This is a genomic window from Bradyrhizobium sp. CFUWI, from assembly GCF_056429085.1.
The window spans coordinates 289,236-305,707 of the sequence record NZ_JBWJZE010000002.1; the positions used below are offsets into that span (position 1 = coordinate 289,236).

Consider the following 16,472-nt stretch of genomic DNA (forward strand, 5'->3'; position numbering starts at 1 on the left):
CATTGCAGGGGAGGATCCCGATGATGTCGCACGTGCGTAAGCTCGAACGTGTCGCGGTGGCGCAGGCGCCGGTCGAACGGCCCGACAAGGCGGAGGTCGAGCAGGCGGTCCGGACCATGATCCGCTGGGCCGGCGACGATCCCGGGCGCGACGGCCTGCGCGAGACGCCGGACCGGGTCGCACGCGCCTTCGAGGAGTATTTCTCCGGATACGCGCAGGACCCGACCGAGATCCTGCAAAAGACCTTCGAGGAGATCGAAGGCTATGACGAGATGATCGTGCTGCGCGGCGTTCGCTTCGAGAGCCATTGCGAGCACCATATGGCGCCGATCGTCGGCCGCGCCTGGGTCGCCTATATTCCGCAGGGGCGCGTCGTCGGCATCTCCAAGCTTGCACGCGTGGTGGACGTCTACGCCAAACGGCTCCAGATCCAGGAGAAGATGACCGCGCAGATCGCCAATACCATCAACGACGTGCTCAAGCCCGAAGGCGTCGGCGTCATCATCAAGGCGACGCATCATTGCATGACCACGCGGGGTGCGCACAAGCCCGGGACCGATCTCGTCACCAGCCGCATGCTGGGCGTGTTCCGCGACAATGCGCTGACGCGCCAGGAGCTGCTGGGGCTCGCCAATTCGGACGATTGACCCGCGCGCAAGAAGGAGGCGTCGCCATGGCCGAGGACAACAAGCCGAGCGGACCCGATCTGAGCAAGGGCATATCGCTGAGCGCGTTCAAGGACGGCAAATTGCTCGGTCACGTCGGCGAGGAGGACGTCCTGCTGGTGCAGGCCGGCAGCGAGATCTTCGCGATCGAGCCGGCCTGCAGCCATTATCACGGTCCGCTCGCCGAGGGCCTGGTGGTGGGCGACACCATCCGCTGTCCCTGGCATCATGCCTGCTTCTCCTTGCGCACGGGCGAAGCCACCCGCCCGCCGGCGTTGAATGCATTGGCGGTCTGGGAGGTCACGCGCGATGGCGACAGCATCGTCGTTCGGCGCAAGCGCGAGGCGCTGACGCCGCCGGCCGCACATCGCAGCGCGCCGACGTCGGAGAAGTTCGTCATCGTCGGCGGCGGCGCCGCCGGCTTCTCCGCCGCCGAGACGCTCCGGCGCGAGGGCTTTGCCGGCTCCATCACCATGCTCAGCAATGACGGCGCGATGCCGGTCGACCGGCCCAACCTCTCCAAGGATTACCTCGCGGGCAACGCGCCGGAGGACTGGTTGCCGCTGCGCGACGAGGGCTATTACCAGGACGCCGGCATCGATCTCAGGCTCAACACCGACGTCGCCACGATCGATGCGAAGACGCGCAGCGTCACGCTCGGAAATGGCGACAAGCTGCCGTTCGACCGGCTGCTGCTCGCGACCGGCGCCGAGCCGGTCAAGCTGCAGATTCCCGGCGCGGACCAGCCGCATGTTCACACCTTGCGCTCGGTCGCCGACAGTCGCGCCATCATCAAGGCCGCAGCAAGTGCGAGGCGCGCACTGGTGATCGGCGCCAGCTTCATCGGACTCGAGGTCGCGGCCTCCTTGCGGGCCCGCAAGATCGAGGTGCACGTGGTCGCGCCGGACGAGCGGCCGATGCAGAAAGTGCTCGGCGCCGAGATGGGCGATTTCGTCCGGTCCCTGCACGAGGAGAACGGCGTCATCTTCCACTTGAAGGATAAGGTGGAGAGGCTCGACGGCATGCGCGCGACGCTGAAGAGCGGCGCCGTCATCGAGGCTGACGTCGTCGTCGTCGGCATCGGCGTCAAGCCGCGCCTCGCGCTCGCCGAGCAGGCGGGGCTGGCGGCCGATCGTGGCGTCAGCGTGAGCGAATATCTGGAGACCAGCGTAGCCGGCATCTTCGCGGCCGGCGACATCGCCCGCTGGCCCGATCCGCGTTCGCGGCAGACCATCCGCGTCGAGCACTGGGTGGTGGCGGAGCGGCAGGGGCAGACCGCGGCGCGCAACATGCTCGGCAGGCGCGAGCGCTTCGATGCCGTGCCGTTCTTCTGGAGCCAGCACTACGACGTGCCGATCAACTATGTCGGTCACGCCGAGAACTTCGACGACATCGCGATCGACGGCAGCATCTCCGGAAAGGACTGCCTGTTGAAGTACCGCAAGGGCGGTCGCGTGCTCGCGGTTGCTTCAATTTATCGCGATCTCGATAATCTCAAGGCCGAATTGGAGATGGAGCGCTCACGCGGCTGAAGCGGGGCGCCCGATCTTGATTTGCGTCAACGTTGCGGCGGGTAAGAGCTGATCTGCTGGCTGTCGTCCCGGTGCGGTGCGTGCTATCCTGGCGTGTGCCCGCGGGCTTCGCATGCAGGAGTGGCCAATGACAAGTGCTTCAGATGCACCTCACCCTTCCAGTCTCGGCTCGGGTATCTCGGCGCTACATGCCAAATGGGGCTGGATCGTCGCCCTCGGCGTCGTTTACCTCATCGCCGGCTTCGTCGCGCTCGGCAGCATGATGATGGCAACGGTGGCGAGCGTGATCGTGGTCGGCGCGATGATGATCGTTGCCGGCGTGACCGAGGTGATCGGCGCATTCCAGATGAAGAGCTGGGGAAGATTCCTGATCTGGGCCTTGCTTGGTGTGCTCTACATTGTAGCCGGCTTCCTCACCTTCGCGAATCCGCTCTTTGCCGCCGTGCTGCTCACTCTCTTTCTCGGCGCTTCGCTGCTGGCCTCTGGCGCAGTCAGGCTGTTTCTCGCTTTCAGCATGAAGCGCGAGAGCCCGTGGGTCTGGGTGGCGCTGTCGGCCGTCGTCACGCTGCTGCTCGGGCTTTTGATCCTGGCGCGCTGGCCGGTGAACAGCGTCTACATCCTCGGCCTGTTTCTCGGCATCGACCTGATCATGGCGGGTGCGGGCTGGGTCAGCCTTGGTCTCGGCTTGAAGTCGCGCCGCTAGCTCCTGCGCGCTGAGTGCCGGACCATCAGCAACTCGACGCAAGACCACCTTGCCGAACTCCGCTGAGCTGGCGCGCTGACAAAAAAGCAGCGCGCCGTGCGTTCACGCCACGATCTCGTGCGGCGACAATCATCGGAGAGAAACCATGAAAGCCGCTCTGGTCCTGGCCGCAGCGCTGGCTGCCGCCTGCCTGTCGACGCCTGTCTCCGCGCAGAAGTCCTACGGTCCCGGCGTCAGCGACACCGAGATCAAGATCGGCAACACGATGCCCTATAGCGGACCGGCTTCGCCGCTCAGCATCACGGGCCGGGTCATCGCGGCCTATTTTGACGAGGTCAACGACAAGGGCGGCGTGAACGGCCGCAAGCTCAATCTGATCTCGCTGGACGACGCGTTCTCGCCGCCCAAGACCATGGAGGCGGCGCGGCGCCTCGTCGAGGGCGACGGCGTTGCCTTCATCTTCGCCACCATGGGCACCGCGCCGAGCTCGGCGATCGCGAAATATCTCAACAGCAACAAGGTGCCGCAGCTGTTTTTGATCAGCTCGGCCTCGAAGTGGAACGATCCGGCCAACATGCCCTGGTCGATGGCGCTGCCCTGGGCGCCGAACTACACCAGCGAGGCCGCGATCGACGTCGCCTATGCCCGCGCCAAGAACCCGAATGCGCGCTTTGCGGTGCTCTATCAGAACGACGATGCCGGCAAGGAATATCTGCGCGGCGTCAAGGAAGCCCTTGGGGCCGACGCCGACAAGGCGATCGCGATGGCCTCGAGCTTCGAGGTCGCCGATCCCACCGTCGATTCCCAGGTGCTGACGCTGGCGAGCACCAAGGCCGACGTCTTCATGATCTATTCGGTGACGCCGCGCGCCTGCGCGCAGGCGATCCGGAAAGCGCACGAGGTCGGCTGGCAGCCGACGCGCTTCCTCGCCTCGGGCTGCGCCAACAAGGCCACCGTGATGGTGCCGGCAGGCGTCGAAGCCGGCAAGGGCGTGCTCTCGCTCGGCGCGCTCAAGCCGTTCGTCGAGCAGCCGAAGGACGATCCGGCCATGACGGCCTATATCGACTTCATGAAGAAGCGCCTGCCCAACGCCGACGTCAACAACGTCGCCGGCCTCTACGGCTACACCGTCGCCGAGGCCCTGGTGGTGCTGCTGAGGCAGTGCAAGGACAATCTGACGCGCGAGAACATCATGGCGCAGGCCGCAAATCTGAAGAGCGTGCCGCTGTCGCTCCTGATGCCCGGCATCACCCTCAACACCACGCCGCAGGATTTCCGCCCGATCAAGGACGGCTACATGCTGCAGTTCGACGGCAACGATTGGGTGGTGGCGAGCGAATTGCTGAAGGGAACGTGAGCGGTATCTCTCCGCGAGTCAGAAATCGTAGGGTGGGCAAAGGCGCAAGGCGCCGTGCCCACCACCTCTCTCGGTCGCAAACAATGCGTGGGCACGCTTCGCTTTGCCCACCCTACGACACTGACGCGCGACGAGGCGAACAGGAGGACCCATCATGGACTTTCAACACTCTCCCCGTTCGCTGGAGCTTCAGGACCGCGTCCGCCAGTTCATGCGGACGCATGTCGAGCCGGTCGAGGAGCTCTATTACGAGCAGGTGAAGCCGGACGCCGCGCGCTACAAGACGCCGCCGGTGCTGCAGGACCTGAAGAAGCTCGCGCGCGAGCAGGGGCTCTGGAACCTGTTTCTATCCGGCGAGCACGGACCGGGCCTCACCAACCTCGAATACGCGCCCGTGAAGGAGATCATGGGGCGCATCCTCTGGGCGCCAGAGGTGTTCAACTGCTCGGCGCCCGACGTCGGCAACATGGAGGTGCTGGCGAACTACGGCACCAAGGCGCAGCAGGAGCGCTGGCTGAAGCCGCTGCTGGAGGGGCGCATCCGCTCCGGTTTCTCGATGACCGAGCCGCAGGTCGCTTCCAGCGACGCCACCAACATCCAGTGCGCCATCACGCGTGACGGCAGCGACTACGTCGTCAACGGGCGGAAGTGGTTCACCTCGGGCGCGATGAACGAGGATTGCGAGATCCTGATCGTGATGGGCAAGACCGCGCCCGACGATCCCGACCGTCATCGCCAGCAATCCATGATCCTGGTGCCCAGGAACACGCCCGGCGTGCGCATCGTCCGCGACATGCTGACCTACGGCTATGACGACGCCCCGGTCGGCCACCCCGAGATCGTCTACGACAATGTCCGCGTGCCCGCCGAAAACATCCTGCTCGGCGAGGGGCGCGGCTTCGAGATAGCGCAGGGGCGGCTCGGTCCCGGCCGTATCCACCATTGCATGCGGCTGATCGGCTGCGCCCAGCGCGCCCTGGAATTGATGTGCCAGCGCGCGGCGTCGCGTGTCGCCTTCGGCAAGCCGCTCGCCGAGCAAGGCTCGGTGCGCGAGGACATCGCGCACTCCTTCTGCGAGATCGCGCAGGCCCGTCTGCTGACGCTGCAGGCCGCCGACAAGATGGACCGCGAGGGCAACAAGGCCGCGCGCGACCTGATCGCCGCGGCCAAGATCGTCGTGCCCAGCATGGCCGCCCAAGTGATCGACCGCGCCATCCAGATCCACGGCGCCGCCGGCGTCTCGCAGGACACCTTCCTCGCCCGCGCCTACGTCTACGCCCGCTTCATCCGCATCGGCGACGGCCCGGACCAGGTGCATCTGGCGGCGGTGGGGAAGGAGCTGATCAGGCGCGGCGGGGTGATGGGGTAGGGCCCACATCGCGGTGCGCCGTGATGACATCCTGCCGGTGTGGTGCCCGACGAGTCAAAGCGGGTTCGTAAAATCCGCAAGCCGGCGCACCAGCTAACTCATTGATTTCGCTGCTGTCGGCTACTGTGCATGGGGTTGTTTTCGCGCTTTTGGGGGGGCGCGGGAGCCGCCGACGGCTTCGCAAGACCCGGTCCGCGCCGTGATCCCGCCTTGGCGACGCGCCCGTCTCCCGACCCCGCACGCAGGTTCTGGAAGAACGTCTCGACCTCGCGCGACAGCGTGTCCGCGGTCTCGGCAACGCTGCCCGCCGCCGTCAGCACCGAGGCTGCGGCGGTGTCGGTCTCGCCGATGGCGTCGCGCAGCGAGGTGATGTTGGCGACCAGTGTCTCGTTGCCCTGCGCGGCGCTCTGCGCGTTGGACGAGATCTCGCGCGTGGCGGCGTCCTGCTGGCCGACGGCGCCGGCAATCGCCGAGGTGACCTCGTTGATCTCGCGCACCGCGCCGCCGATCTCGCGCACGGCGTCGACCGCGTTGCGGGTCGAGGCCTGGATCATCGCGACGTTCTCGCTGATCTCGGCGGTGGCCTTGGCGGTCTGGCCCGCGAGCGCCTTCACTTCATGGGCGACCACGGCAAAGCCGCGGCCGGCATCGCCGGCGCGCGCGGCCTCGATGGTGGCGTTGAGCGCCAGGAGATTGGTCTGCTCGGCGATGGCCTGGATCAGATTGAGCACGCCGTCGATGCGCTGCGTGGCCGCGGCAAGGCTCTCGATCTCGGAGATCGACTTCTCGGTGCGCTGGCCGGTCTGCTCGACCGCGCCGGCGCTCTGCCGCACCTGGCGGCCGATCTCCACCACCGAGGCGGACAGTTCCTCGGCCGCGCCCGCCACCGCCGTGACGTTGTGCGCGGCCTGCGCGGTGGCGTTCGCCGCCGTGCCGGCGCGGCTGTTCGCATCCGCGGTGACGCGGGTGATGGTCTGCGCGGTCTGGCGCATGACGGAGGCGTTGTCGCTGAGGCCGCGCATGATCGCGCCGATCGCCTCGCGAAATTGCTCGACGGATCGCTCGATGTGGCGGGCGCGCTCCTCGCGGGCGGCGGAGTCCTGCGAGACCTGCGAGGCGAGGTTGCGGTTGCGGCGCATGGCTTCCTGAAAGACCTGGATCGCGCGGGCGAGCGCGCCGATCTCGTCGGCGCGGTCGGAGTGCGGCACCACGACGTCCTCGGTGCCGTCGGCGACCTGCTTGATGGTCGCGGTGATCGCGGCGAGCGGCCGGGCGATCGAGCGGGCGATGATGACGATGCCGATCACGACCAGGGCCAGCGCCACGCCGCCGAGGCAGGTCAGCACGAAGGACAATCCATGGTTGGCCGCGGTCTGCTGCGCGATCTGCCTGGCCCGCTCGGCATAGACCTTGGACAGCGCCTCGAGATCCTTGTTCAGCGCCGAGCGCACGGCGCGGTTGGCGTCGTTGTCGCCCCATTCGCGGCCCGCGGCCGCATTGATCTCGACGCCGCGGCGCACCAGCTCCTTGCGGAACTCGACGAATTGCTCGATGCGCTTCTTGAAGGTGGCGAACTGCTCGGCATCGTCGGCCTTGACGATGGTCTCCCAGCGCTTCACGACGTCCAGGATCTGCGCGTTGAACTTGAGCAGGCCGTCGCCGTATTTCTTCACCACGGCGGGCTCGGTCGACATGTAGACGCCGCGCGATTCCATCACGACCGCATAGACCAGCGAGTTGACCCGCTCGACGTTCAGCGCGGCGGCGTTCGCCGTCTCGATCGCGTTGGTCAGGTCGGCGCTGCGGCGGCTGTTGTAGTCGGACAGCGTGGCGATCGCCGCCGTGAGCAGCGCGAACAGCGTGAAGATCGCATAGAGCTTGGTGGCAAGCGTGAAGCGGCCTGCCAGCTTGGCGGCATTCCCAGATCGGTCTGATGTCATGGTACTCAGGGGGCCGGAATGGCCTGAAACGGCCGGTGAACGGGGGCGTGTAAAATTGATGCAAAACTATGCAGAACGAAGATGGATGCCGCGTTAACGCGTCGGTCGGCTCTGTTGGCCATTGGTCGAAGGAAAGCTATGATATTTCAGCGTCTTGATCCGCGGATATAGTGTCCGGACAGTCTTGGGCTCGGCCAGCGGCCGACGAACCCCGGAGAGGCCCTTGGTCTACCGCCACACCATCGACGCCACGACCTACACGTTCCCGGACCTGCGCGATCTGCTGGCCAAGGCGACCCCGCCGCGCTCCGGCGACCGGCTGGCCGGGATCGCCGCCGACACCGCCGAGCAGACGATCGCGGCCCGGATGGCGCTCGCCGACGTCCCGCTCGGCCAATTCCTGCAGGAAGCGGTCATCCCCTATGAGGCCGACGAGGTCACCCGCCTCGTCATCGACAGCCACGACGCGGCGGCCTTCGCGCCGGTGGCATCCCTGACGGTTGGCGCCTTCCGCGACTGGCTGCTGTCGGATGCCGCAACGCCCGAGGTCCTGCGCAGGCTGGCGGGCGGCATCACGCCGGAGATGGCGGCTGCGGTGTCGAAGCTGATGCGCAACCAGGATCTGATCCTGGCGGCGCGGAAATGCGAGGTCACCACCGCCTTCCGCAACACCATCGGCCTGAAGGGGCGGATGAGCACGCGGTTGCAGCCCAACCATCCGTTCGACGATGCCAGGGGCATCACCGCCTCGATCCTCGACGGCATCCTGCTCGGGGCGGGCGATGCCTGCATCGGCGTCAATCCGGCGAGCGACGATCCGGCCGTGATCGCGCAATTGCTGCGCCTGCTCGACGAGATCATCGCGCGGCTGACGATTCCGACGCAGGCCTGCGTGCTGACCCATGTCACGACGACGCTGTCGCTGATCGGGCAGGGCGTGCCGGTCGATCTCGTCTTCCAGTCGGTCGCCGGCACCGAGGCCGCCAACCGCAGCTTCGGCATCGATCTTGCGCTGCTGAAGGAGGCGCAGCAGGCCGGGCTGTCGCTGCGGCGCGGCACCGTCGGGCAGAACGTGATGTATTTCGAGACCGGCCAGGGCTCGGCGCTGTCGGCGGGCGCCCATCACGGCGTCGACCAGCAGACCTGCGAGGCGCGCGCCTATGCGGTCGCCCGCGCCTTTGCCCCGCTCTTGGTGAACAGCGTGGTCGGCTTCATCGGCCCGGAATATCTCTATGACGGCAAGGAAATCATCCGCGCCGGGCTGGAGGATCATTTCTGCGGCAAGCTGCTCGGCCTGCCGCTCGGGATCGATATCTGCTACACTAACCACGCCGAGGCGGACCAGGACGACATGGACAACCTGCTGACGCTGCTCGCCGCCGCCGGCGTCACCTTCATCATGGGCGTCCCCGGCGCCGATGACGTCATGCTGAACTACCAGTCGACGTCTTTTCACGACGCGCTCTATGTCCGTGACGTCTTCGGCTTGCGCCGCGCCCCGGAATTCGACGATTGGCTGGCGCGGTCGGGCATCGCGGGCGCCGATTTCCGGATTGCCGGCGATGCGGGCCTGCTGCCCGATTTTGCCTCGCGGCTGATCGCCTGAGCGAAGGAAGGCTCTTCTCAGGAAACCATTTGGCGCCCGCGGGATTATGCTTTCGCCACAATATTGAGAAATTCCGGCGGCAGCATTACGCTATGTGTCTGGCTGGCAATTTCCGCAACCAGGTCGAGCGTGGCGGGGGAGCTTAGATGCGAGCTGAAAGTAACGGAACGTCCCGGCGGATCCTCTGTGTGTTTCCGCGCTACACCTCCTCGTTCGGTACGTTCGAGCATTCCTATCCGCTGACCGATGGCGTCCGCGCCTTCATGCCGCCGCAGGGGCTGTTGCTGATCTCGGCCTATCTGCCGCAGGATTGGCAGGTCAAATTCGTCGACGAGAACCTCCGCCGCACGACCAGGGAAGAGTTCGAATGGGCCGAGGCGGTCTTCGTCAGCGGCATGCACATCCAGCGCCAGCAGATGAACGACATCTGCCGCCGCGCGCATGAGTTCGACCTGCCGGTTGCACTCGGCGGCCCCTCCGTCAGCGCCTGTCCCGACTATTACCCGTCATTCGACTATCTCCATGTCGGCGAGCTCGGCGATGCCACCAACCAGCTGATCGAGATCCTGTCGCGCGACACCTCCCGCCCAGAGAGCCAGGTGGTGCTGACCACCAAGGATCGCGTGCCGATGACGGAATTTCCGATCCCGGCCTACGAACTTGCCGACGTGAAGAAATATTTTCTCGGCAGCATCCAATATTCCAGCGGCTGTCCCTATCAATGCGAGTTCTGCGACATCCCGGGCCTCTACGGCCGCAACCCGCGCATCAAGACGCCGCAGCAGATCATCGCCGAGCTCGACCGCCTGCGCGAATGCGGCATGACCGACACGGTCTATTTCGTCGACGACAATTTCATCGGCAACCGCAAGGCGGCGCTGGACCTGTTGCCGCATCTGATCGAATGGCAGAAGCGGACCGGCTACGTGGTCCGGCTCGCCTGCGAGGCGACGCTCAACATCGCCAAGCGGCCCGAGATCCTGGAGAAGATGCGCGAGGCCTATTTCATCACCATCTTCTGCGGCATCGAGACGCCCGATCCCGACGCGCTGAAGGCGATGCAGAAGGACCACAACATGATGGTCCCGATCCTGGAAGGCGTGCGCACCATCAACTCCTACGGCATGGAGGTCGTCTCGGGCATCATCATGGGGCTCGACACCGACAAGCCGAATACGGGGGAGGCGCTGCTCGCCTTCGTCGAGGAATCGCGCATTCCGCTGCTCACCATCAATCTGCTCCAGGCGCTGCCGAAGACGCCGCTGTGGGACCGGCTCGAGCGCGAAGGCCGCCTGATCCACGACGACGGCCGCGATTCCAACGTCGATTTCCTGCTGCCTTATGATGAGGTCGTCGCCTCCTGGAAGCAGGCCATGGCGCTCGCTTACGCGCCCGAGAAGGTCTACGCCCGCTACCAGCATCAGTGCGATCATGTTTACACGCAGCGTCTCAAGGTGCCGGTGCCGGACGAGATGAAGACCTGGCCCAACATCCGCCGCGGCCTCGTCATGCTGCGCAACATCTTCTGGAAGGTCGGCGTGCTCGGCGACTACAGGCGCGTGTTCTGGAAGTTTGCGCTGGGACGCATCAAGCGCGGCGATCTCGAAGGCCTGATCGGATGCACCCTGATCGCGCATCATCTCATCACCTTTGCGCGCGCGGCCTCCAGCGGCAGGCAGAACGCCTCGAACTACTCGATCCGGCTGCGCGAGGCCGCCGTTCCCGCCGAATGAGCGACAAGTCCGTTCCGGCCCGCCCAACCATTGACCTCAGGTCATTCACGCCCGCGCGCGTTGCCCTGGGCCGCACTGGTGCAAGCGTGCCGACCAAGGCGCTGCTCGACTTCACGCTCGACCATGCCCGCGCCCGCGATGCCGTGCATGCCGCCTTCGATGCGCCGCGCCTGCTCGCCGATCTCGGCGCGCTGGGACTTGCCGTCACCGAGGCGAGGAGCCAGGCGGTCGACCGCAGGGACTATCTGCGGCGGCCGGATCTGGGGCGACGGCTCGAGCTCGGCTCGGTCGAGGTTTTGACGCGCGCGGCTTCCGCGCCATGCCAGCTCGCGCTGGTGATCGGCGACGGGCTGTCCGCGGCGGCGGTCCACGCCCATGCGGCGGCCCTGGTGAAGCGCCTGCTGCCGTTGCTGGCGGAAGGGGATGCTGTCGCGCTCGGCCAGGTCGTCGTCGCCTCAGGCGCGCGCGTTGCGCTCGGCGACGAGATCGGCGCCATTCTCGGCGCGCGCATGGTCGTGACGCTGATCGGCGAGCGGCCCGGCCTGTCGGCGCCGGATAGTCTCGGCGCCTATCTGACTTTCGCGCCGAAGCCCGGCCGCACCGATGCCGAGCGCAATTGCGTGTCCAACATCCACGAGGCTGGGCTCAGCTATGACGAGGCCGCCTTCAAGATCGCCTGGCTGGTCCGCGAGGGGCTGGCCCGGCAGGTCAGCGGCGTGGCGCTGAAGGACGAGAGCGCGGACCGCGCGCCGCGTCGAATTGGCACATTTCCCCCGGATGACCGGGGGCAGGGACCCGAAATCGCCACATCTTGATCGATTCGCCCGCACTTCGCCTGCTTGCGAGAAGGGCAATTGACCTGCTAAACCCCTCGCGGCGATTTTCCGCGCATTTTCAAAGGGCAAGCCTCCCATTGGTATGGCGTTTTCAAGCCGTTCGCGGGGCGCAATAAGCTCTCAAGACCGAGCCGATTTAGGAACTGGATAAGGCATGCTCGAAAAGCACAGCGAGAATGAGGTTCATGTCGACAAGGTCGAGCAGGGACCTGCGTCCTCGATCGCCTTCGGGCTGGAGCGCCTCGGGCTGATCGCCGTCCGGGCGCCGATCGTCTCCTGCATCGTCCTGCTCGTCCTGATCGTCGGCGCCGTGTTCGGCATCCACAGGATCAAGATCGACGATTCGCTGTCGCAGCTGTTCCGCTCCGACAGCCGCGAATTCAAACAATATGAAGAGGTGACGAAGAAGTTCCCGGCCGAGGAGTTCGACGTCCTTGTCGTGGTCGAGGGCAAGAACCTGCTGGCGCGCAACAATCTGGAGAAGCTGCGCGACTTCGTTACCGACCTGCAATTGGTCGAAGGCACGCGTGGCCTCGTCTCGCTGTTCTCGGCGCGTCAGGCGCCGGCACCGGGCAAGCTGCCGGCGGCGCTGTTCCCGGCCGAGCTGCCCGAAGGCGCCGACTACGACAAGTTCATCGAGACCGTCAAGAACAACGAGATCATCCGCGGCAAGCTGCTGTCGGAGGACGGCACGCTGGCGCTGGTCGTGCTCTCGCTCGATCCGGAGGTGGTCGCTTCCAACAAGCTGACCAAGACCGTCGCCGATATCCGCGCGCTGATGAAGGAGACGCTCGGGGACACCGGCCTCAACGTGCAGCTCTCCGGCGTGCCAGTGATGCAGCTCGAGATCCGCAACGCGGTCGAGCGCGACGGGCTGACCTACAACATCCTCGGCATCCTCGCCGGCTGCATCATCGCCATCATCTTCTTCCGCAAGATCTCGTTCATGATCGCGGCGGCGTTCCCGCCGATGATCGCGATCCTGCTGGCGCTCGGCGCGCTCGGCTGGGCCAATTTCAACCTCAACATGTTCCTGAACGTGATGACGCCGCTCATCATGGTGATCAGCTTCTCGGACTCGATGCAGCTCACTTTCGCCGCGCGCGACCGGCTGATCGCAGGCCAGGACAAGTTTACCGCATTCAAGAACGCGGTGCTGGTGGTGGGCCCTGCCTGCGTGCTGACGCACGGCACCGCCGGCATTTCCTTCATCGCGCTGCAATTCTCGGACTCCGACCTGATCCGCAAGTTCGGCGAGGCGGGGCTCGCCGCCACCATCATCGCGCTCGTCGCGGTGCTGTCGCTGGTGCCCGTGTTCGGCGTGCTGTTCGTGCGCAACGAGAAGGTCTTTGCAGTCAAGTTCCAGGGCGCCGATGCCGGCGTGCAGGCGCTGCGCAATTTCTGCTACTGGATCGCGGTGCGCATGGTCGGCCGGCCCGGCCTGTTCAGCCTGATCGCGGTGCTGTTCGTCGGCGGCCTCGGCGTCATCTACGCCAATCTGGAGCCGCGCTACCGGCTCGCCGACCAGGTGCCGGACAAGCGCCAGGCGGTCGCCGCCAGTGACCGGCTCGATGCCAAGCTGACCGGCGCCAATCCGGTCAACGTGCTGATCGTGTTTCCGAAGGGGCAATCGCTCTATTCGCCGGAGACGCTCCAGACCATCGCCGAGGTGCACGCGACGGTCGAGAGGTCCGCCGGCGTCGGCAACGTGTGGTCGCTGGAGACGCTGCGTCGCTGGCTGACGGAAAAGGCCGGCAGCGCCGACGTCGCGACGCTGAAGGAATATGTCAGCGTCATCCCCGAGCATCTGGTGCGTCGCTTCATCGACGCCGAGCAGGACGCGGTCGTCGTCGCCGGCCGCGTGCCGGACAAGGATTCCAGCCAGTTGCTGCCGATCGTCGACAAGCTCGATTCCGAGCTCGACGGCGTCCGCAAGAAGCATCCGGGCTACGAAATCGCAGTGACCGGTCTCGCCGCCATCGCCGCGCGCAACTCGGCCAACATGATCGAGAAGCTGAACCACGGTCTCACGATCGAATTTGCGCTGGTCGCGATCTTCATCGGCCTCGCCTTCCGCTCCTGGGTGGTGACGCTCGCCTGTATCCTGCCGGGCATCTTCCCCGTGGTGATGTCGGGCACGGTACTGTGGGCGATGGGCGAGGGGCTGCAATTCGCCAGCGTCGTCGCGCTCACCGTCTCGTTCGGCCTCGGACTCAGCGCCACCATCCACTTCCTCAACCGCCTGCGGCTGGAGAACAAGCCCGGCGTCGGCTCGGCGCTGGCGGTGGAGCGGGCGACCGTGCTGGTCGGCCCGGCGCTGATTCTGACCACGGTGGTGCTTGCCTGCGGCCTCGTCGTCACCGTGTTCTCCGACCTGCCGTCGCTCAGGCTGTTCGGCTGGCTCAGCGCCTTCTCGATGGTGATGGCCCTCGTCGCCGACCTCTTCATTCTCAGGCCGACGGCGATGTGGCTGATCAACCTGCACGACAGGCTGCAGGGGACCGACAAGCCGGCGATTTAGCCGTCATCGCGCCTTCACCACGGCGCCCCCGCGACGCGGTCAGGCACCGCTCTCGCCCCGTGCGGAACTGCCGAGGTTTTTTCGGCAGTTGACGAACCTTTGCCCTGCCAGCCTGTTCAACCCTAGGTGTGGCCTGCCGACATCGTCAATTCGGCAAACACGCGCGAGCGTGGCAGGCTAAATGGCTTCGGCGACAGCAGCTCTGAGGAGGGGTGGCATGTGCCTTGAGCCCGATCCAGCTTCATCGGGCCTGGCTGCAATGCCCCGGCGCGACGCGGCCGCGCCGGATTGGATGAAAGTCGTGCTCGTAACCGCGACGGTGGGCGTGTTCGCCGTCGCCACCGGGCTGTCGTCGCCGCTGCTCGCGCTGGTTCTCAAGGGCGAGCAATTCAGCGGCGTTCTGATCGGCGCGAATGCCGCGATGATGTCGATGGGGCTTCTGACCTCCGCGCTTTGCGTGCCGCGCCTTGCCCAGCACATCGGTGCCCACAAGGCTGCCGTCGGGCTCGCGCTGACCGCGGCCGCAGCGCTTGCCCTGATGATGATGTTTCGCACGCTTTGGATCTGGTTTCCGGCGCGGTTCGCGCTCGGGCTCGCCATCGGCGGTTTCTACATCGTCAACAAGGCATGGTTGAACGAGATTGCCGTGTCGGTCTATCGCGGCCGCATCATGGGACTTTATGCGGCCATCCTGGCCGCCGGTTTCTCGCTCGGCCCCTTCGCCCTTGCGCTGACCGGCTCTTCGGGGTGGCCGCCATTCGCGGTCGGCATTGTGGCCCTGCTGACTGCATCGCTGATCACGGCCATCTTCGCGCACCGTTTGCCTGGCTTCTCGATCAAGGAGCACATGCCGACCATGAGCTTCCTTCCGCGCGCGCCCGTGCTGCTCGCTGCGGTCGGGGCCTTTGGCTTGTTCGATCATGCCACGCTGAGCTTTCTGCCGGCGTTCGGGATGAGGAACGGCTATTCCGAGCAGGCCATGGCGATCGGCCTCGCCGTGCTTAATGGCGGCAACGTGTTCTTGCAAGTTCCGGTCGGCTGGCTTGCGGATCGGTTTCCGCGACGGCTCGTGCTCTTCGGGCTTGCAGCCGCGACCGCAGCGGGCGCCGTGCTGCTTGTTCTTGCCGTCCAGCGGGGACCGCTCATGCTGTTCGTGTTGCTGTTTGTCTGGGGTGCATGCGCCTATGGCGTCACCACGGTCGCGCTTGCCGAGCTAGGCGATCGTTTCAGCGGTTCGACCTTGCTGGCGGGCAGCGCAGCCTTCACGCTCAGCAGCGGCATCGGCGGCATGTTGGGCGGCCCGCTCACCGGCGCTGCCGTCGACACGGCCGGCGACAGCGGCTTGATCCTGGTCCTGGCGGGTGCCTACGGACTGCTTGGCCTGCTGGTCGCAATGGTCCCGCTCACGCGTCGATCCGCAAGACCCCGTAGGGATTGAACTTGAGGTCGCCCTCGGCGTAGTCCTGCTCGTGCGACAGCATGAGCTTGCGTGTCGGGTCCATCTCGGCAGATTCCGCCTGAGTTCATGTCAACAAAAAGCCCCCGGTTCGGCAGAACCGGGGGCCATGATCCTTTCAAGCGGGACGGGATCAGCTCTTCGTCATGGTGATGTTGACGCCGCGGATCTCGCCCTTGGAGGAGATCTGCACCGTTTGCTTGGTGCCGTTGGTGCGCAAAGAGAGGTTGGCGGCAAAGCCGTTGGCCTCGACGAACACGTCGATCTGGCCGCCGCCGGCGGTGCCCTGGAGATTGCCGAAGATGTTGCGGCTGGACTCGCTCCAATTGCCGGAGATGCGCTCGCCCTGGCTCGTCACATCGCTGGTGAGATCGAACTTGTAGCTGTCGGATGCGCAGTGCAGGGCCTGCTTCAGGTTGAGGCCGCTGCCGGCGACCTTGTAGTCGGCCTTGCAGCGAATGCGCTCGGTGGATCCGTCGGACAGCGACACCGTGCCGGTGCCGGTCCATGCGCCGTCGAAACCGGCAAACGGGCCGGACGACTGAGCGTGGCTTGCCGAAACCGAGAAGAGCAGCGCCGCCCCGATGCCGGCCGCCTTGATTGCCAGTCCAGATCGCCCAAAGAATGTCATCTCAAATATCCCGTTTTAGAACGACGCCCGCTTACGCGTGATAACGTCTCGCCACATCGAAAGTTTAGTGCTCCGAGCCAGTGGCAGGTTCAAAGCCAGGCCGCCAGAGATGGCCATTCACGA

Annotated in this window: 11 protein-coding genes and 1 pseudogene; 10 read left to right on the forward strand and 2 right to left on the reverse strand. The window is 65.8% G+C overall.

Annotated elements, in window-relative coordinates:
* Positions 1-20 precede the first annotated feature (20 nt).
* The 5 genes from folE (at position 21) to AC066S_RS05200 (ending at position 5,626) form a co-directional block, all read left to right on the forward strand.
* The gene (gene folE, locus AC066S_RS05180; protein WP_135168033.1) at positions 21-647 is read left to right on the forward strand and encodes a GTP cyclohydrolase I FolE; all 627 of its coding nucleotides are present in this window, start codon (positions 21-23) and stop codon (positions 645-647) included.
* Between the two features lie 26 nt (positions 648-673).
* The gene (locus tag AC066S_RS05185) at positions 674-2,197 is read left to right on the forward strand and encodes an FAD-dependent oxidoreductase (protein ID WP_478269082.1); all 1,524 of its coding nucleotides are present in this window, start codon (positions 674-676) and stop codon (positions 2,195-2,197) included.
* 127 nt (positions 2,198-2,324) lie between these two features.
* On the forward strand, positions 2,325-2,900 hold the full coding sequence (locus AC066S_RS05190) for an HdeD family acid-resistance protein (protein WP_126256359.1): 576 nt from the start codon (positions 2,325-2,327) through the stop codon (positions 2,898-2,900).
* Positions 2,901-3,045: 145 nt separating this feature from the next.
* Positions 3,046-4,257: an ABC transporter substrate-binding protein gene (locus tag AC066S_RS05195; RefSeq protein WP_135162456.1), complete on the forward strand. Its 1,212-nt coding sequence runs from the start codon at positions 3,046-3,048 to the stop codon at positions 4,255-4,257.
* A gap of 154 nt (positions 4,258-4,411) precedes the next feature.
* On the forward strand, positions 4,412-5,626 hold the full coding sequence (locus AC066S_RS05200; RefSeq protein ID WP_478269083.1) for an acyl-CoA dehydrogenase family protein: 1,215 nt from the start codon (positions 4,412-4,414) through the stop codon (positions 5,624-5,626).
* A gap of 203 nt (positions 5,627-5,829) precedes the next feature.
* Here AC066S_RS05200 and AC066S_RS05205 read toward each other — a convergent pair.
* Positions 5,830-7,566 (reverse strand): annotated as a pseudogene (locus AC066S_RS05205) (methyl-accepting chemotaxis protein); the annotation flags it as partial.
* 223 nt (positions 7,567-7,789) lie between these two features.
* Between AC066S_RS05205 and AC066S_RS05210 the strand changes: the two are divergent.
* The 5 genes from AC066S_RS05210 (at position 7,790) to AC066S_RS05230 (ending at position 15,700) form a co-directional block, all read left to right on the forward strand.
* The gene (locus AC066S_RS05210) at positions 7,790-9,172 is read left to right on the forward strand and encodes an ethanolamine ammonia-lyase subunit EutB (RefSeq protein ID WP_478269084.1); all 1,383 of its coding nucleotides are present in this window, start codon (positions 7,790-7,792) and stop codon (positions 9,170-9,172) included.
* 146 nt (positions 9,173-9,318) lie between these two features.
* A complete protein-coding gene (locus AC066S_RS05215) occupies positions 9,319-10,905 on the forward strand; it encodes a B12-binding domain-containing radical SAM protein (protein WP_478269085.1) in 1,587 nt (528 codons plus the stop codon).
* Positions 10,902-11,720: an ethanolamine ammonia-lyase subunit EutC gene (gene eutC / locus AC066S_RS05220; protein WP_126256347.1), complete on the forward strand. Its 819-nt coding sequence runs from the start codon at positions 10,902-10,904 to the stop codon at positions 11,718-11,720. The genes AC066S_RS05215 and eutC overlap by 4 nt, the downstream gene beginning before the upstream one ends.
* A 175-nt stretch (positions 11,721-11,895) precedes the next feature.
* Positions 11,896-14,262, forward strand: a complete 2,367-nt coding sequence (locus tag AC066S_RS05225; protein ID WP_478269086.1) for an efflux RND transporter permease subunit — start codon at positions 11,896-11,898, stop codon at positions 14,260-14,262.
* Positions 14,263-14,479: 217 nt separating this feature from the next.
* Complete coding sequence (locus tag AC066S_RS05230) at positions 14,480-15,700, forward strand: MFS transporter (protein WP_478269087.1); 1,221 nt, start codon at positions 14,480-14,482, stop codon at positions 15,698-15,700.
* 151 nt (positions 15,701-15,851) lie between these two features.
* On the opposite strand, the gene AC066S_RS05235 is transcribed toward AC066S_RS05230, so the two are convergent.
* Positions 15,852-16,349 carry a hypothetical protein gene (locus AC066S_RS05235; RefSeq protein WP_126256341.1) on the reverse strand — a complete coding sequence of 166 codons (498 nt, stop codon included), beginning with the start codon at positions 16,347-16,349 and terminating at the stop codon, positions 15,852-15,854.
* Between the last annotated feature and the right edge of the window lie 123 nt (positions 16,350-16,472).